We start from the raw sequence: 18441 nt of genomic DNA, 5'->3' as shown, positions 1-18441 counted from the left end.
TACATTCAGTCATTAGCTGGAAGGGCTGCAAAAAAGTATGTTACCGCTTCGTATTCACCGCTTCCAACGGCCCAAGTTAACTCGACTTTTCTCCCTTTATCATATTGAAATAATATTTCAATTTACAATACATTTTGTAAAATTTTATTTTATTTTTACAGCAGGAATTTCCGGCTGAATGGCGTAAAAGCAGTTTTTGTCGGATACGGGGAATGAAAAAAAACGCCTTGCCGCCAGTTTCCGACTTATTTTTACGGCGAGCTTCCCCAGGAAACAAAAAAACAACCGCCGCCTATGGCCGCAGTTGTTTTAACTTCCTATTATTTTTTGGTGACGTTACCGTTGGCATCAATTTTTGCATTGTAGGAGAGTTTGTTCAGTTTCGCGATGATGTCTTTGTTGTACTTCTTGTCCATCAGATTCGGTTGACCTTGAATAATCTTCACCGGCGTAATCCGGCTTGTGATCTTGGAGCCCTGGATTTCAAAATGGACCATCATCGACAACAAGGTATTGTCACCGCCCCGGGTCGAGCGATTAAACACGAAGTTGCCAAGCGAATAATAAATCGGCTTGTTCTTATAATATTCGATGCCCATCAACGTATGGCTATGAGAACCAATAATGATGTCGGCACCGGCGTCGATCATCTTCTTCGCCATCGTGCGAGCATACTCTTCCGGATAGTCGGCGAATTCCTGGTTCCAGTGGATGTACACGATCGTATAATCGTTGGTCTTTGCCGATTTCTTAATATGGGTCAGCATCGGCTCCATGGTGTAGGCGGAAGCTGCGCCCGGATGGTTCTTGCCCGCGATCCAAGAATTGTCCGACAGCACCCGGCTGACGCCCAGCACCGCAATTTTCTTGCCATCAATGGTCTGCACGTAAGGCTTATAGGCCTCGTCCATATTGCGCCCGGCTCCCGTGTACCCGATCTTCTGGCGCTTCAGATGGGTAATTGTATCCAGCATCGCCTGCTGCCCATAGTCCAGAATGTGGTTGTTAGCCAGCGTTACGCCGTCGATTCCCGCATAGACCAAGCCCTGGAGCGTATCCGGCTTCGAACGGAAGGCAAACGTTTTGTCCGCAGCTTTGCCCCGAATGGAGACCGGCGTCTCCAAATTGGCAAACGCCATATCCGCTTTTTTCAAGATGGGAGCCACCTTCTTAAACGGGTATAGGTTCCCGAATCTATCAATCTGGTTCCCCACGTAGCCGTCCAACAGAATGTCGCCTGCAAAAACAAGATCTATCGGCTTGTTCTTCGACTTGGCTTGAGTGGTTGCGCCCGCTGTATCCTTGGTTTCCTGGGCCTTGCTCTGAGTCTGTTTCCCATCCATGCCCGCTGCCGAAACAATGCTGACCGGGAGAAGCATAACGATAACCAGAATGAGGCAAAATAATTTCTTCATATCCATGCCGCCCTTTCCAAATAAAAACTCTAAGAAGCTAGTCATTTACCACGTTTATCCTATCATAAAATGATATAAAAGGGGAATTATATCAAATGATCCATTTAATAGAATTAAGAATGGCCTCTAACCAGTTAGCCTTTCAGGACTACGCATGCGGATCATTCTTCGGATCCCTGTCGCCCCAGATTTTTCAAACGGATGACGAGTGGGGAAAAATCTATCTTTTTCTATCCATAGTCTTAGACTTAAAAAGCGGGCAAAAAGTTTCAACCATCGCATATCATGTTGAAAACTTCATAAATTGCTTATATATTTATACGTATCGTAATTAAATAAGATTTTCTGATTACGTTTTGTAATATCTATACGAGGTATTTCTTACATATAAGTAATCTAAAGGAGCTGAAGCCCATGAATATTCATTCTTCCGGTGAGAACGCGCCTCTCCTGATTGATGATACGGACCGCAAAATCATTGCAATCCTCGGCAAGAACGGGCGAATCTCGTACACGGATTTGGCCAAAGAGATTGGATTGTCCCGCGTTGCGGCACAGGCCAGGGTCAATGCCCTGATCGATGACGGCGTTATTGAACGGTTCGCGGCGGTCATTAATCCGGAGAAAGTGGGGATTTCGGTATCTGCTTTTTTCAATGTGGAGGTCGAACCCAAACATTTACAGCAGGTCGCGGACACATTGGAGAACGAGCCGTATGTAACAAGTCTTTATCATATGACCGGTCCCAGCAAGCTGCATATGCACGGACTGTTTACCGATCATAAGGAAATGGAAATGTTTTTAAATGAGAAGCTTTACCCGCTCCCGGGCATTACGAGTGTGGACACGCAGATCTTAATCAAGCGTTATAAAAGCCGAATGGGCATTCGACTCTAACTCTCGACAGAAAGGACTCATACCTTGCCTGATAAAACTAGCAACCCATACATGGAATTATCGTTCGGCATGTTCCGAACCGGAATACTCGGCTACGGCGGCGGTCCTTCGGTTATTCCGTTGATCCGTCACGAGGCCGTCGTTCGTTACAACTGGCTCAGCGATGATGAATTCGGAGAGGTGCTCGCACTCGCCAACGCGCTTCCTGGACCCATCGCCACGAAGATGGCCGCCTATCTCGGTTACCGGGAAAAAGGGGTTCTTGGCGCCATCGTTGCCGTTCTCGCGCATATCCTTCCGACCTGTATCGCGATGATCGCGCTGCTGTCGGCCGTGACGTTCCTCAGCAGCTCCAAAGTGGTGGCGGGCATGATTGCCGGCGTTACGCCGGTCATTGCCGTCATGCTGGGCACGATGGCTTACGAATTTGGCGAGAAGGCTGTGAAGGGGCTCGGCATCTACGCCGGGATCGGATTTTTCGTGGTGTCGTTTCTTCTGCTGGAAAGCATCCAGATCCATCCGGCCCTCGTCATTATGCTGTTCCTTGCCTATGGCACCGTGCATTTTAGAACCGTAGCCAAACTCAAAAAACAAAGACGGGATAAGGAGGGGTCCGCCTGATGGAAGAATGGCTTCAGCTGCTGATCAGCTTTTTTGTCTCCAACGTGCTCGGCTATGGCGGCGGCCCTGCTTCGATCCCGCTCATGTACAAGGAAATCGTCACGAATCACGGCTGGCTGACCGATCCGGAATTCTCCAACATGCTTGCGCTTGGCAACGCGCTTCCCGGCCCGATCGCCACCAAAATCGCCGCTTTTGTCGGGTACGACGTATCCGGTTGGATGGGCATGACCCTCGCCCTCGCTGCTACGGTCATCCCTTCCGCGGTAGCGCTCATCTGGCTGCTGAATCTGCTGCAGAAATATCGCACGTCGCCGGTGGTCAAAGGCATGACCCTGCTGGTTCAGCCGGTCATCGCGATCATGATGCTGACCCTGACCTGGCAGATCGGCAAAAGCTCCGTCATCTCCATCGGCCTCCTGCAATCCCTCGGTATCGCCGCCGTCGCCTTCTGGGCCATGAACATCCGCAAAATCCACCCGGCTTTGGTGATCCTGGCCGCGTTTGCTTACGGGGGATTGGTGTTGTCTCAGGTGGTGTGAGGGGGATTGTAGAAAACAACTATAACCCGTTCGGGCAAGTCGCTGTAACTAAAAGAGCGAGTTTGAGGGGCACTTGCCCATCAATACTCGCTCTTTTTTCTAATCAAGAGCCATCCAAGCATACCCCGGACTACGCACCACGCACCACGCATCCTACGTATCCCCCGATTAGACCAACGGGGCAATGAGCAGAAATCACATGTGAACCGGACATCCAAAAATATGATCGCCATATCATTTAATTTGTCCCGAAAGTCCTCTTGCTCTATGGTCGAAAGGATTTTCTAACGGACACAGAGGACTTAGCGGACTCAGAGTACCTTATTTCATACAAAACAGCCCCTTTGGTAACTTTAGCGGACTCTGAGGACCTTATTTCATACGAAACAGCCCCTTTGGTAACTTTAGCGGACCCTGAGGACCTTATTTGCTGTTTTAATCGGTATTTGCACCCATAATTCGCACAATAGCGGATCTGGAGTCCGGTACATTGTAAAAAATCGAGTTATGATCTTAAATAACGGATCTAGGGTCCGTTAAAAGCTGACACAAGTGACTTGAGTGCCCATGGCTAGTAATGATACCTGCAGCCCCATTAATTACATCCCTTCAACTCCCCGCCTGCTTCCTCCCCATCACCACCCCGATCTTGCCCTCTTGGACCTCCACCTTATACTTCTTCACCCGGATGCGGTCGCTGAACAGCGACTTGCCGGTCTGCAGGTCGAACTCCCAGCCATGCCAGGGACAGCGGACGATCTCGCCCGCCCGACCGTATTCGTAATCATACACCTCCGAAGGAAGCGTCGTACCGGAGACCAGTCCTGCGCAGATTGGCGCCCCCTGATGCGGGCAGTAGTTCAGAATCGCATGATACTCGCCGTTGACCCGATAGATGCCGATTTCGCGTCCCTCTATGTTCACGACCGCGTGCCCGCCCTCCGGAACGTCCTCCTCCGCCAGCACGTAATGTACCGCCATACATGCCACCTCCTTGCCTATGCGCCCAGCTTTGAAGGGTTTTGCTTTGCTTTGACTTTGGTTCAACTTTGGTTCGACTTTGGTTCGACTTTCTTTCGCCTTTGTTTTCTACTTTCTTTCGCCTTTGTTTTCTACTTTCTTTCGACTTTGATTTCGACTTTCTTTCAACTTTGTTTTCGACTTTCTTTCAACTTTGTTTTCGACTATGTTTTCTACTTTGTTTTCTACTTTCTTTCGACTTTGATTTCGACCTTCCAACTTTGTTTTCGCCTTTCTTTCGCCTTTGGTTTATCTTTCGTTTGTCTTTGGCTCGTCTTTGGTTCGTCTTTGGTCTGACTTTGGTTTGCCCATAGCCCCAGCTTCAATTATTCGTGCTAGGTTCATACGGATACCGTTCATCCATTTATCCATTTATCCATTTATCCATTTATCCATTCATCCATTCATCCATTTATCCATTCATCCATCCATCACCCATTCCCTCAATCCAACCGGTACAGCTGCCTCGCGTTCTCGTAAAAAATCTTCCGCCGCGCCTCCGGCTTCAGCCCCCGCAAAATATGGCTCGGCGAGTCGAAGTCCCAATGCGGATAGTCGCTGGAATAGAGCAGCATGTTCTCTGCGTCGATCATGTTGAACAGATCGATGAGATGCTGCGGATTGTCGGGCTCCTCAATCGGCTGCGTCGATAAGTAGCAGTGATCCCGGATGTACTCGCTTGGCATTCTCGTCAGCCAGGGCACGGTTGCGCGCAGTGCCTTGTAGTTTTTGTCCAGCCGCCACATCAGGGCCGGCAGCCAAGCCACTCCGCCTTCAACCAGAACGACCTTCAGGTTCGGGTATTTCACGAATACGCCCTCGCATACCATGCTCACCAGATGCGCCATGAACATCTGGGAGAGGCAGGTGTGCCACTCAATGTAGCGGGTCGGGTAGCCGGCCGCGGTGGGAGCCGTCGAGCTCCCGCCGCCTTCCGCTCCCGGGTGGATTGCGAGCGGAAGGCCGTTTCGCTCCGCTGCTTCATAGATCGGGTGATAGTGGCGCTGACCCAGCGGCGAACGCGCCGCACTGGAGATCATCACTTCCACGATATCCGGATGGCCGCCGATCCGGTCGATCTCGCGTGCCGCCAGCAGCGGGTCCTGGGTGGCTACCGCCATTGCGCCTTTGAACGCTTTATGTTTGCCGAGCCACTCAGCAATCAGATAATCGTTATAAGCCGAGCATATCGCCGCCGCATAATCCGGATCATGCGTGGAGGAGATATTGTAGACGACGCCAGTCAACACGGCGTAGTCCAGATTGTAGCCTTCGATCAGCTGCTTGATCATATAATCGGGATCGGAGCCGGCTTTTCCTCCCCCCGGAGGGATCGAGTCTTTTTTCATCACGCCGATCGGCGAGTAATACCCTGATCCTGCATATCCGATGCCGGATGCCGCTACCCGGGAGCGCCAGGGCTCCTGCAGATATGGCAGCAGCGCCCTGTCGTCCTGCTCGTTATGAACGTCGACATCGATGATTTTCATATCGTCCATTGCCTGATTCCTCCATCTCCATCGCGGATTACTTGCCGCCGTATGTGCGAGTATAGGCGGTGTTGTACATGGTAAGGAGTTCGTCGGAGCCGAGTTTCTTGGCCTGGTCAATAAACTGCTGATAGGTGGAATCGTTAATCGGGGTTTTGCCGGTTACGAACTCCGTCACCTTCTGTTCAAGGAATTTGTTCAGATTGTTCAGCTTCGATTTCTCGAGCTCCAGTTCCTCTTCCGTCTTGACGATCTGTTTCGGTGCCGGCACGATGTACTGCTCATATCGGGCGTTAATATCCTTGCTCTTCTCACTCAATCCGCGCTCCCACACCTCACGGGATTTGGCGTTATTCAGCGTAATCAGGTCATACCATACGCCCCAGTCCTTGCGCAGCGCATTAAACGGAGACTCGCCGAACTCCTTGTTATATACCGCTTTGCCGTCCTCCATCGTATACGTTTTGCCTTCGATTCCTAGGGACAGATAATTCGTTCCCTCTTCGCTGACCAAATAATCGAGGAATTGGACGGCGCGCTCCTTATCCTTGACTTTAGCCGAGATCGCTCGACCGACGGTGCCAACGACCGGACGGGAGAACTGATAGTTCTTGATCCCTTCGGCGGCAAAGGAAGAAATCGCATCCAGCTCATACTCGGCCGTACCAGCCCCCCTCGCCTTCGCGACAAGCGACTCCAGATCGGCCTTCCAGAAAAACGTCACCAGGGATTTGCCCGTTAATATCCGCTCCTCCCACTGCGCTTGCGTCAGCAGCGAGAATTCCGGATCCAGCAATTTTTCCGCATACAGTTTATTCAGATAGACCAGCATATCCTGATAGTTTTCATGGTATGGGGCGAATGCGTATTGGTCGGTGGTCGGATCCAGATTATAGAAGCCGCTGATGCCCGTGAAGATACGCCCGAAGGTCGTATACAGCCCCGTATCGCCAACGATCGCGTTCGATATGAGCGGATAGGAGTCCGGCACCTTTTCTTTCAACGTTTTCAGATATTGATAAAATTCATCCACGGTGGTCGGGGCCTGTATCCCGTGCTGATCCATAATGTCCTTGCGGGCATACCAGATAAAGTTGAAGCCCTTGCCCTCCGCATCCCCTTCCAGGACAGGTACGGTATACAAGCCTCCGTCCGTGCCGGTTGCCAGCGCCTTGGCTTCAGGATATTTTTCGTAAAATGCTTTAAGATTCGGTGCCCGATCCAAATAATCATTAAGATTCAGAAACACCTTCTCCGGCCCATGCTCCCTGCCGTCCTGCGTCGGCACCTGGATAAAATCCGTAGCCGTATTCGTGGCAATCATGATCTGCCTTTTCTCCTCAAGCCCTTCCTGGCTTACGATCTGGAACTTCACTTTGACGCCCGTCTTGGCCTCGATCTCTTTGAAAATCTCCCAGTCATCCCGAACCTTGCCCTCCACCCGGTCGTATACGAGCCATGAAAAAGTAACCGGTTTGTCAGGACTTAACGTCCCCGAATCGTCCTTGCCCCCGCTGGTGCATCCCGTAACCAGCATCGCGCAGAGCAGGATCATGGCAAGCGCTGTTCTGAACCCCTTTCGCCGCATTCCCTAACCTCCTTTTTATCATCACAACGTATAGAGATGGATTTACTTGAAATCCATGACTATCCTTTAATGCCGCCAATCATCGTGCCCTGTACAAAATATTTTTGGATAAACGGATAAACGCATAGGATCGGCAGCGTACCGATCATGATCATGGCATATTTCAACGTCTCCAGATGCGTCAGGTCGCCCTCGCCCTGCACATTCGTACCAGCGATCAGGATGTTGCGCATCATGATTTGCAGCGGGTACATCTCCCGGTCATTCAGATAGATCAAAGCGCTGAAAAAAGAGTTCCATTGATTCACGGCCGTGAACAGGCCGATCGTGACCATCACCGGTACGGATAGCGGCAGCACGATCCGCACCAGAATCTGTATGGATCCGCAACCATCGATGGCAGCCGCGTCCTCAAGCTCCTCCGGCAGCGCCTCGAAGAATGTCCGCATAATGAACAAATACCATGTGCTGATCAGCGACGGAAGAACAATTGCCCAGATCGTGTCCAGCATCCCCAGCTTCTGAACGATCAGAAAGGTCGGGATCATGCCGCCGCTGAACAGAAGCGTGAATGCCGCCATCAGCAAAATCACTCTCCGGCCGGGCAGCCACCGCTTCGCAAGCGGATACGCCATCGCGGAGGTCGCAATCAGCGTCAGCACCGTATGCAGGAATGTGTACCGGATTGTATTCCAGTAACTCATCCAGAGATCGGGGTTATAGATAAGCTGTTCGTATGCGATCAGCGTAATCTTTTTTGGCCACAGCAGCACGGCGCCGCTTGCGACCATGGCATTATTGCTGATGGAAGCCGAGAATACGTACACCATCGGATAGGCCATCACAATGATCAGCACCATCATGAACAATACATTGAATACGTCAAACAGCTTTGAGGCGAAGCTTTCCTGCTTTTTCATCGCGCACCTCCCTTACCACAGGCTGGTCTCCGAATATTTGCGTACGATCCGATTGGCCGCAACGACCAGAATGAAGCCAATCGCCGACTGGAATAGGCCCACCGCGGTGGCGAAGCTGAAATCGGCATCGAGGATGCCCCGCCGGTACACAAAGGTGTTGATAACATCCGAGGTTTCGTAATTCATCGTGTTGTAGATCAAGAGTATTTTCTCGAAGCTCGCCTCCATGAAATTACCGAGCGACAGCACGAACAGGATAATCATGACCGGCACCATGCCGATGAACGTAATATGCCGGACCTGCTGCCATCGGTTCGCCCCATCCATCTTGGCCGCTTCGTACAGCGTCGGATCGATTCCGGCAATCGCAGCCAGATAGAGAATGGTGCCCCACCCCACCTTCTGCCATATTTCGGAGCCCACATACACCGTCCGGAACCACTCCGGCATGCCCAGAAACATGATCGGCTCGATGCCGAACAGCTTGACGAGCAGATGGTTCACCACGCCTGTTGTGGGAGAGAGGAAGGTAACGAGAATGCCCGCAATCACGACGGTAGACAGGAAATGCGGCATATAGCTGATGTTTTGCACAAACCGTTTGAACCATTTGCTCTTCAGTTCATGGAACAGGATCGCCAGAATAATCGGCGCCGGAAAATGAAACAGAAGATCGTACACATTCAGCATGATCGTGTTGCGAATCAGCTTCCATGCATCGGGGGTGACATAGAAAAATTCAATCAAATGCTTGAATCCGACAAACTTGCTTCCCAAAATGCCTCGGCCGATCGAATAGTCCTGGAAGGCGATGATGATGCCGTACATCGGCGCGTACTTGAATATCAAGTAATACAAAATGCCGGGCAGCATCAGCAAGTACAACGCTTTATGCTTTCTCAGAACATAGCCGATCCGTATAGCTGCGCCAATAATCCCCACCTCCGATTGAAAGCATTTACATTCGTTTGTTGTTGTCCCCACTATACGAGCCGTGCCTTCCTCGCGTAAAGCAAACATCTTTTCCTTGAGACGCATGTTTTGCAATGCCTGCGCCGCAAGGCTTTCGGCCTGTTCCATGCAAAAAAAGAGACTTCAGAAAATAATGCAGTCTCTTTTTTCCTACTGATGAAAACTCCGGTATTTGGCTGGGGTAATGCCTTCATATCGGCGGAAAGCCCGAATCAAAGAATTTCGGCCCCAATACCCAACCTTCTCGGCAATTTCGTCAATTTTCAAATCGGTTTCAAGCAAAAATTGCTTTGCCTTCATCAGCCGGTACTTCGCGATATATTCCACGTACTTCTCACCGACCTCCTCCTTGAAGGTACGGCTGAAATGCCCGATGGACATATTCATCATGCCGGCAAAATGCTCAATCGACAGCTCTTGATCATAATGCTCATGAATGTATTCCACAATCTCCATAAACTGTTGACTCCGGCTGCTGGAAGCCGGCTTCCGGAACAAAAAACCATGAATGTCCTCGAAGCAGCACGTCAGCTCGTCCCATGTCATGCAGCGATTCATCCGTTCGAACAGACCCGAGTAATAAGGAACGTTGAGTTCATTGCGCTCCGATTCCACGGCCCGAATCCAGGTGTTGAGCACATCGGCAAGCAGGTATTTCATCTGCATGGCGGAGGCATCCTTGCCCTTTCCCTCCTCCAGCAGAGCAAGCACGGAATGAAGCAGCTTGTCATACTCCCTCGTTTTGTACTGATTGAGAATCCGCTGGACCTCTTGTACGGATAAGAAAGGATCCCACTGCTGCAGCTCCCGGGAAGGCTGACTGCCGCAAATCTCCACCGCGGAATGCAGCCCCCGGTACTTCAGCATGGCTAGAGCATGCTCATAGGACTGGTGCAGCTCTTCGATGGCATGAACGGTCTTTCCGATACCGATGGTCGCTTTATAATAAGCACCGTATTCCAGAAAAATGCCCCGAATCTGCTCCGCTACTTTTTCCGAATCATCCTCCGTGATGGGACCATGCTCAACAATGCAAGCCATCAGATCCGGCCTTGTTTGGCAGATCCAGATCATGCCGGGTGCCAGCCGGTGAATCTTGTCCTTCAGCTCCGTCAGCAAAAAAGTCTTGGTGGATTCCGATGCCGAATCGTAAACGGTTGGATCATAATGGAACGAAATGCACAGGACGGTTCTCGCCGCCTTATGGCTGTAGGCAAATTCAATCTCCTTGGCGTAATACTCAATCGATAAGGCATCCCGGTATTGCCCCAGCAGGATTTTCGTAAAAAACTGCTCCTGCACGATCGGCAGCATCCCGTTCACCATCTGGAACAGCTCTTTATTCTCCGTCATGATGAACTGGGAGTAGCGTTTGATGACATCAAACTCGTTTCCTTCGTGGCCGACCTTCCCGCTGGGAGCGTGATGCAGCTTCAATCCATCCTTAATCTCCCGGATCGGCCGGTATAAGCGCCGACTTAAATAATATGAGGCGAGCGCGCCGACTATGAGGAAGAATAGGAGGAACAACCAGCAGATCCATCGGGTCATATAGACCGGCTTCATCAATGTTTCTAAATCGATCATGCTGATATAATGCCAGGACTCGTCGAAGCCGGATGCCATGAAGGACAGCCCCATCTTGTCCGATATCGTGAATGGCGAAGCAACGCCGTCCGTACGTATTCGCTGCTGCAGAGTAAGCTGGTCCTGCTCGGTCAGTCCGGTCTGGGCTATCACTTTGGCTCCATCATCTACAATCGCTGTGCCTGTAACCCAGCTCTCCGGAATATGAATCTGCTCCTCTAGCTTGTCTCGTTTCACTTCGACCAGGAGATAGACTTCAGGAGCCGCGGTATTAAACGGGTAGCTCATGGAAGCCGTCAAAGAAGCGGATGAACCCAAGAAATCCATCATTTTTTTGCCGGATAACTCGGCTTCCAGCTGATGGCGGCGGTTCAAATCCAAGGGATAACGGGAATGGAAATAATACGCTTTATTCGTATAGGTTTCGGCATCGATCATCAAATCCTGGTGAACAAAATAATAATACGCCCTCTCGACAAGATCGTCCGATTCCAGCTGCTGCAGCTGCTCCCGCAGGGAATGAAGCAGTTCCGGAAGCAGTTGGCTATCCGGCGAAGAAGTCATGGGAGCGAGAAGCACGCTCCGTAATCTGGAGGTGCTGAGGATATTAATCATGCTCGTCTTTAAGGATTGAAGCTCGGTGTCCGTCTGCTCGGAGAATCGGTTCATCATCACTTGATTGAAACGCTCGGCATCCTTTTCAATGATGCGAACGACCAGCACCTGGGCAAGAACCGATGCCACAATAACGGGAATGAGAATGAGGAGAAAATAGTTGGCGAACAGCCTCCAAAACAGGGTGTTCCTTCTGGGAGGCGGAGAATCGGTATCTCCCGGCTCAGGTGATCGGTTAGGCGGCGTCCTTCGCTTCATGAATGTCCCCCCTTTGTTATTTAAAATTGCAAGCAACATGGCTTGCATTTACGTCTACTATATTTTGATGTAAGTTATATTATTCGCTGCACCTTCCTTGCACGGAATTTGTACTGAAATGACGTTTACCGGACATGTATGCGTCCATAGCAAAAAGAGCCAGGAATCTCCTGGCCCTTCTTACGTTTCGCTTCCCAAGTGGAAAATGGTTATTCACGAAAAAATAAACCATTAGCTTTTGCTTTGCTCACGCATCCACTCAAAATCAAGATCCACACTATTTATACAGTAAATCGCTGTGACACCCCAGCAGCACACTTGATATCGGTTATATCAACGTTTACTAATATCATATTTTCCACTAACCCACTTGATGTATTCGTGCGGATACCGGAGGTTTCCTTAAAGAGAGAGACAGCCAGACACAGTGGACGGCCAACACCAGCAAAATGAACAGGTCGTAACCGATAAATGCATCACTATTGTCATTACCGGCAAACTGGATAAAGTTGTGAAGGAAGTGGAATAGAATCAGAGGGATGATATTTTGGTTCTTCACCATCAGCAGAGCCAGTACAGCGCCTATAAGCAGAGCATATACAATCTGTAAAATCGTTTGGAATGCGTCCTGCCCTGATAAGACGTTCAGTACGTGCGTGACCGCGAACAGAATGCTGGAGGTGATGACCGCGGTTTTAATGCCTTTGGGGAGAAGCGTCTTCAGAATCAATCCCCGATAGATGCTCTCCTCCACAAATCCAACGAGCAGTGTGAAAAAGATAAAGAACAGGATCTCCGAAGCGCTGATTTCTCGCATCCCATTGAGCGAGATGGTAACCAGTATAAGGAGTAAGGGGGAATAATAGAGCCAACCGGCGGCCGGTATACTGTTCAGCTTACGGAAACCGAGCAGGTGCCACTTCTTTTTCCATGTAAAGTACGCCATCAACACCAGAGCGATTGGGATAAATGAGATCAGCACAGGCAAAGTGTAACTCAACCCTTTAATCGTGGCGTAAGCTCCGGCAGCAAATACGGCTAATAACAGCAGAACCTCGATAATGACTACGGTTAAAATCGGGTGTTTTTGCGAAAAAGAAACCTTAGTTTTCCGGTTTGACATGGTTCAAATCCTTCCTCTCCATAATATCCTTCAGCCATTGCCGTTCCATCTGAAAATGATTCAGTCCATACGCCAGAACCGATACCCGATAGTAATAATTCTCCGGATGCTCGATCTCAGCCAATTCTCCAGCCACGACGTTCTGCACCGCCTCAAGCATGTGAATTTCCTGATCCAGCTTAAATATGTACTCAGCCAATCGTTTTTGACGAAGGTCTTCATCCAAATAATCAAAAAAGAAAATGCGGATTAGCTGCTCATTACGCCCTGTCTGCATCGGTCCGGACAACCAGTCCAGAAAAGCCTTTTGACCACTGGGCCGCAGAGAATATAGCTTCTTGTTCTTGCTGTTGTCCGTTTCGGTCAGTTTTACCATGTCCTTGTCGGCGAGTCTCTTGAGCGCAGGGTAGAGACTGCCGTAACTGGCCTTGTAGAAAGTGCCCACGGTGCTGTCGATCGTTTTTTTCAGATCATAGCCGCTCATCGTTCCTTCCATCAGCATGCCGAGGAGAATGTACTCCAGCAATGTCATCACCACATTTCATATAATGTATCTGTTCGATATATCTGTTTGATATATTAATCATCGTCTTTTTTCCAAAAGTAATCAAGGAAAATTTTAACAAGTAATTCTTCTTGTCCGTCCGTTCATCCATCGCAATCCACAAAAAAACACCCCCAGCATCTGTTTCCAGACGCCAGGGACGCTTATCGTTCATCCATCCACTTATTCCATGCGCTCAAACACCTTGAACCTTCGATCTTCCTGCAAAGCCACCAACATATCATCATCATCCACTACGTAGATTTCAGTGCCGACCAGCAGTTCATTCGATGATAAATGCGTATCCGGGTATTGGTCCGGCTCGAGCTGCTTCTGGATGGTGCCTGCCAAGGTCAAATTCGCCTCTGCAAAAGCCTCCGCACCCTCGATGCCTTTTCCTATATACTCTTCATCATTGTACTTTAACAAAAGACGCATAACTGGCCGACGGTTTACTGCCGCAGCCCATGCACAGGATCAACAATAGGCTGATGACCGGAATCCCTGTTATCTTAAGCCTCTTGCCCATAAGTCTTCCTCCCTTGCGGCATCATCCATACGGTCTCATCATCTATCGATAAAAGCCAGGCTATAACAGCTCATCCAGGCGTTCCTTCAATCTTTGCGCATCATAGCGAATGAAGGCTCCACTAACCGTACCGACGAGCACTTCATGATCCGTTACGTTCAGCGCACCGTTTCTGGCATATAACTCTCGCAAATCGACGTTGCCGGTGATCACGTTATGCAATCTTCCCAAGCTTCTGCCGTCCTCCTTATTCAACACCACAAGATCGCTTCCCCAACTCAGAAGCAGGTACTGATCCAGGATTCCATAACTGCTGGCGACCAAATGGGACAGATCGTCACTGGCTTTGGCAGTAGTCTCCATCTTCCATATAATGCTGCCGCTCTCTTTATCTACAGCTGCCGGAATGCCGTTCAAGGTAAGATAGACTCGCTCCCCCTCGATGACGCCGCGGGCGGCCTTGCCTTTCACGGTCCATAATTCCTTATCTTCCAGGCTGTCATACAATACGCTTTCGTAAGCGGTAGCCCCGCTGAAATACTCCCCATTCAGTGCACGCTGCACCAATAGATACCGCTCATTCAGCACCTCGAGCCGTTCCATCTCACGTGCTGGATATACGCTTTTGCGCTCGCCGGTTTCCGTATGGAGCAGAACCCATTCCTTGCCAAGCAGCATCCATCTTGTGGTCATATCCGCAGGAGATACCGGATCGTAACGGTAGCCTCCGGTGAAATAGGGATCTCGGGACGGATCGTCCATGAACTTGTTCCCGACTTTAATATCCCATGCCGATCTGCCGGTTACGGGATCGTAAGCGGTAAGCTGTCCGTTCAGCTCGATAAGCACGTACGGATCATCCGTGCCTTGGTTCAACAAGCGGTGTTCACCGGACAACGTTTTTTTCCAACGCAGCTTTCCGGTTTCCTGATCCAGCACACTTAGCACGCTTTTGGTTTCGTTCATGTTCAAAGCTTCATCCAGAATAATCGTATCGGCTGCAGCCGTCATCGTCAGGCCAAATTCATGCTTCGGCTTAACCTCCCATAACACTTGTCCATCCGACAACCGGATATGCCGCACGCGGGCTACATAATCCTTCACCTCCGGGTTATAAGCCGAGTACATGGTAACATGCTCCCGCTCCTTGTCCGTGACAGCCGTGTACCAGCCAAATCCCGCATCCTCCTGCCACAGCTTCTTGCCGGTGCCCCGGTCTATCGCATACAAGGAAGAATTATCGTGCATTCCGCTATATCCGCCATCATCCCCCTTGAGGAGCAAAACCTCGTCGTTTGCCTCAAGCAGGAAGGTGAAATTCAGATTGCCCTGATTTCGCCAGTCGGGCTCGGCTTCTAGAGACTTCAGCGGCGGTACGGCGGCAAAACGATAGGTAAACTCGTAATCATCGCCAGGACTGTAACTCCGCTCAAAGGAATCGGTCCCCGGAATCGTCCATTCGCTGGCCGTCAGCTTTCCGGACGGAGAGAACGTCACGGTATAATGGGCATCCCGCTGCTCATATCTCCAGGTCTCCCCGAGTATCATCGGTTTATTGGAGCTCATCTCCTGATTCCGCGATGTCTCCCTCGCCTGCGGTTCGCCAAGCAGCTTTTTCACATAAGAAGAAGGGGTGCCTTTCTTGAAAAGAAACTCCGTCAAGTTGCGTACCGCATCGGTCGTTACTTCCGAATTTCCATCGAGAAGCCCGTCAGGCATCGCCTTCTTGGCGGTCGAGTCCTTGCCCCGTACCCACATCGTGGCCGGACGGTAGATCCGGTAATCTTCCTTCCACTTGGCAGGACTAATCATGACGCCATACCAGTCCTTCCACTGGGCTACGGCGATGAGTGACGTTCCGGTTTGGGATATCGGCCATTTCACCGTGCTTCCGGGAGCAAGATATATACTGCCGCTGCTGCGCAGTTGAAGCGAGAGCGGGGAAATTGGTTTCACTTGGGCAGCTTCCTTGGAAACATACCATGTCGGGAGCCACAGGTCTCCCCGGGAATCGGATTTGATTAACGCCATTTCCCCCTTCACGGAGTGAAGTCGGAGCGATTCTCCCTTGGCCCCATAATAACTGACCTTGAGATTTGTCGGATGGCTGTTCTTACTAAGCGCATTAGGGAAAAAAGCTGCCTTTTGCTGAAGTATGACGCGTTGACCGGATGTAAAGCCCCCGGCTCCGGCAGCATCGGCGAATACGGTACGAGCGCTCTCCTGCGTCTGCTGAGCCGGAATCCCAACAAGTGAAATACAGACGGCTGCCGTTATTCCGATGAATAGTCGCTTTCGGATCGATACGCGTAAACTCACAGAAACCATCCTCTCCCATACAAGCATATATAATGTAAACGCTATTATAAGGCAATCTGTTCCAAAATCAAAACAAAAAAACTCCCTTCCAGGAAAGGAGCCTATCCTAAATCTCTTTATGGTCGTCTACATTCACTAAAAGTTCTCGTTAAAATAATTTCTGCTGCAACTTCACAATCAGCCGTCTTCCCTGTATTATCGTACCTCCACACGCCAACTTGCTTCGGATAGGGTATGGCCCTGCGTTTGCCTGCCTGTCATTTTTCTGGTGCGGTTTGTCACCCCGTTTGCTATTTCCCCCCATAACTGCCCCAGAAAGGATGCTGGAGCCATCGACGTGCTTCTATGGATTGCTGTTGCCGTCCCGCCAATGGATCGATTCTCAATCCGCGGATCTTCGACGGAAATCTTGAGCTCTGCGCATCCCGATAGCAATATGACACCAACCATCACAATGATTGCCGGCCATGCCATCGTAATCCTAATGCTCCGTTTCACATGTTGTATGGATTCCATCCCGACTGCCTCCTTATGTACGTTCCTAAAGGAAAGTATAAGGAACACATCTTATCAATCCATGGTCCAAGTTCTTAACGAATGCTTAAATAAAGCTGAACAATTCCATATGGACCACGCAGAAGCAGGCGGAACTTCCGTCTTAGAATCATATAAAAAAACGCCCCCTTCGAGGGAGCGTTCGCTTGGATATCCTCTGCTGCTATGCAAAGGTAGAAAAACCACCGCGCGGCAAACTTGAAGAAGCAGCCACTATACGACTTTAGGAAATCGGGTTTCAAAAATTGTCCTCTGCCGATCGCTCCGCACCCGGATTTCGCCGCCCTGGACTTCGACAATGCTCTTCGTAATGGCCAATCCCAAGCCGGTGCCCCCTGTCTGCTTCGAACGGGAAGCCTCCACACGGTAGAAGCGGTCAAAGATGAACGGCAAATCCCGCTCGGGAATCGGATCGCCATAGTTGGTGAAGCTGATGCTCACCTGATTGCCATCGCTGCGGACGGCGATGTCGATCCTTTTGCCCGACTCACCGTAACGGATCGCATTGGTTATCAAATTCTCGTAAGCCCGGACGAGCTGGGCGCCGTCTGCCCGAATAACGAGGTCTTCCTCTGCCGCAAGCTTGCATTCCATCCCGGATTTCTCCAGGGTGGGAACGAATTCCTCGATCAGCTGTCTCATGAACTGAGCCATATCGATCTCCCGGATATCCAGCGGAAGCCCGTTATTAATCCGTGTATACTCGAATAAATCATCAATCAGTTTCTTCAGATTTTGCGCTTTCTCATAAGCGATATTCACGTAATATCGCAGCTCCACTTCATCCTGGTACCGGTCTTCCTCGATCACCTCCAGAAAACCCAGTATCGATGTAAGCGGCGTCCGCAAGTCATGGGAAACTCCCGTAATCAGATCATTCTTTGTTTTCTCCGCGTTGCGCTCCTCCAGAATGGATTGGTGAAGCTGCCTTCTCATCTGGTTGATGCTCTCAGCCACCTCACCCAACTGGCTGCCTGACTGAACCGGGATGTCGGTGTCGAAATTCCCCTTGGCAATCTCGCGAAGCCCGTTCCTGATTTCCTCCAGATAAACGTTCAACTGTTCGGTCATGCGGTTTATGCTGGAAGCGACGACGCCTAATTCGTCTTGGGATTTGAGCTCGATTCTGGAATCGAATCGTCCCGCCGTGACGTCCTGAAGACCGGTCTGGATTTTCTGCAGATCAAGGACAAACCACTTCGTGCTCATATAATAGCTGACAAAAAAGAGAAGGATGCCCGCAACCAGCATAACCGGATCCGAGCCAATATGGTTAATGATCCAGACTAGCGGCGGCTTGATTGCCGGAATAGAGAGTATCAGCGTACTTAACGCATAGAGTATGATAAGCAGGGCTGCCGTGATGCCGATGCTGGTAAGCAGCATAAGCAGCATCTTCAGGCGGATGCTATGAAGCTTCATTACTTTCAAGTTAGTCACCTCTGC

16 protein-coding genes are annotated in these 18441 nt (G+C 50.3%); 3 read left to right on the top strand and 13 right to left on the bottom strand.

The annotated features are described in order from the left end of the window. Window positions 1–320: 320 nt before the first annotated feature. A complete protein-coding gene (locus OHJ21_RS26705) occupies window positions 321–1415 on the bottom strand; it encodes a CapA family protein (RefSeq protein ID WP_486021605.1) in 1095 nt (364 codons plus the stop codon). Window positions 1416–1829: 414 nt separating this feature from the next. On the opposite strand from OHJ21_RS26705, the gene chrS reads away from it, so the two are divergent. Genes chrS through chrA form a run of 3 tightly spaced genes read left to right on the top strand, consistent with a single transcriptional unit; the run spans window position 1830 to window position 3475 of the window. After that, entirely contained in the window at window positions 1830–2312 is a 483-nt protein-coding gene (gene chrS, locus OHJ21_RS26700; protein ID WP_216534678.1) for a chromate efflux transcriptional regulator ChrS, read from the top strand. Between the two features lie 51 nt (window positions 2313–2363). Next, a complete protein-coding gene (gene chrB / locus OHJ21_RS26695) occupies window positions 2364–2933 on the top strand; it encodes a chromate efflux transporter ChrB (RefSeq protein WP_326115516.1) in 570 nt (189 codons plus the stop codon). Beyond that, entirely contained in the window at window positions 2933–3475 is a 543-nt protein-coding gene (chrA, locus tag OHJ21_RS26690) for a chromate efflux transporter ChrA (protein WP_100540624.1), read from the top strand. Before chrB ends, chrA begins: the two co-directional genes overlap by 1 nt. Window positions 3476–4084: 609 nt before the next feature. Here the strand turns inward: chrA and OHJ21_RS26685 are convergent. The 12 genes from OHJ21_RS26685 to OHJ21_RS26630 form a co-directional block, all read right to left on the bottom strand. After that, window positions 4085–4456 carry a Rieske (2Fe-2S) protein gene (locus OHJ21_RS26685; RefSeq protein WP_394058606.1) on the bottom strand — a complete coding sequence of 124 codons (372 nt, stop codon included), beginning with the start codon at window positions 4454–4456 and terminating at the stop codon, window positions 4085–4087. Window positions 4457–4938: 482 nt separating this feature from the next. Beyond that, window positions 4939–5994: an amidohydrolase family protein gene (locus OHJ21_RS26680; RefSeq protein ID WP_326117230.1), complete on the bottom strand. Its 1056-nt coding sequence runs from the start codon at window positions 5992–5994 to the stop codon at window positions 4939–4941. A 28-nt stretch (window positions 5995–6022) separates the two neighbouring features. Then, a complete protein-coding gene (locus OHJ21_RS26675; RefSeq protein WP_486021604.1) occupies window positions 6023–7573 on the bottom strand; it encodes an ABC transporter substrate-binding protein in 1551 nt (516 codons plus the stop codon). Between the two features lie 59 nt (window positions 7574–7632). Next, complete coding sequence (locus OHJ21_RS26670) at window positions 7633–8493, bottom strand: carbohydrate ABC transporter permease (protein WP_486021603.1); 861 nt, start codon at window positions 8491–8493, stop codon at window positions 7633–7635. A 12-nt stretch (window positions 8494–8505) separates the two neighbouring features. Then, entirely contained in the window at window positions 8506–9366 is an 861-nt protein-coding gene (locus OHJ21_RS26665) for an ABC transporter permease (RefSeq protein WP_486021699.1), read from the bottom strand. A gap of 249 nt (window positions 9367–9615) precedes the next feature. Beyond that, entirely contained in the window at window positions 9616–11925 is a 2310-nt protein-coding gene (locus OHJ21_RS26660) for a helix-turn-helix domain-containing protein (RefSeq protein ID WP_486021602.1), read from the bottom strand. Between the two features lie 361 nt (window positions 11926–12286). Then, window positions 12287–13048: a CPBP family intramembrane glutamic endopeptidase gene (locus OHJ21_RS26655; RefSeq protein ID WP_486021601.1), complete on the bottom strand. Its 762-nt coding sequence runs from the start codon at window positions 13046–13048 to the stop codon at window positions 12287–12289. After that, window positions 13029–13580 (bottom strand): helix-turn-helix transcriptional regulator, encoded by a 552-nt coding sequence (locus OHJ21_RS26650; RefSeq protein ID WP_394059087.1) that lies wholly within the window; start codon window positions 13578–13580, stop codon window positions 13029–13031. Before OHJ21_RS26650 ends, OHJ21_RS26655 begins: the two co-directional genes overlap by 20 nt. 195 nt (window positions 13581–13775) lie before the next feature. Beyond that, window positions 13776–14030 carry a hypothetical protein gene (locus OHJ21_RS26645; protein WP_486021600.1) on the bottom strand — a complete coding sequence of 85 codons (255 nt, stop codon included), beginning with the start codon at window positions 14028–14030 and terminating at the stop codon, window positions 13776–13778. Between the two features lie 151 nt (window positions 14031–14181). Continuing rightward, window positions 14182–16449, bottom strand: a complete 2268-nt coding sequence (locus OHJ21_RS26640; protein ID WP_486021599.1) for an outer membrane protein assembly factor BamB family protein — start codon at window positions 16447–16449, stop codon at window positions 14182–14184. Window positions 16450–16635: 186 nt separating this feature from the next. Then, window positions 16636–16956 carry a hypothetical protein gene (locus OHJ21_RS26635; protein ID WP_486021598.1) on the bottom strand — a complete coding sequence of 107 codons (321 nt, stop codon included), beginning with the start codon at window positions 16954–16956 and terminating at the stop codon, window positions 16636–16638. A gap of 252 nt (window positions 16957–17208) precedes the next feature. Further along, the gene (locus OHJ21_RS26630) at window positions 17209–18426 is read right to left on the bottom strand and encodes a sensor histidine kinase (protein ID WP_486021597.1); all 1218 of its coding nucleotides are present in this window, start codon (window positions 18424–18426) and stop codon (window positions 17209–17211) included. Window positions 18427–18441 lie beyond the last annotated feature (15 nt).

It is taken from the genome of Virgibacillus sp. LDC1 (genome assembly GCF_025792345.1).
Lineage (GTDB): Bacteria > Bacillota > Bacilli > Paenibacillales > Paenibacillaceae > Paenibacillus_AQ > Paenibacillus_AQ lautus.
Note: the sequence above shows the minus strand (reverse complement) of the source record. Positions and strands in the feature narration are given on the sequence as shown.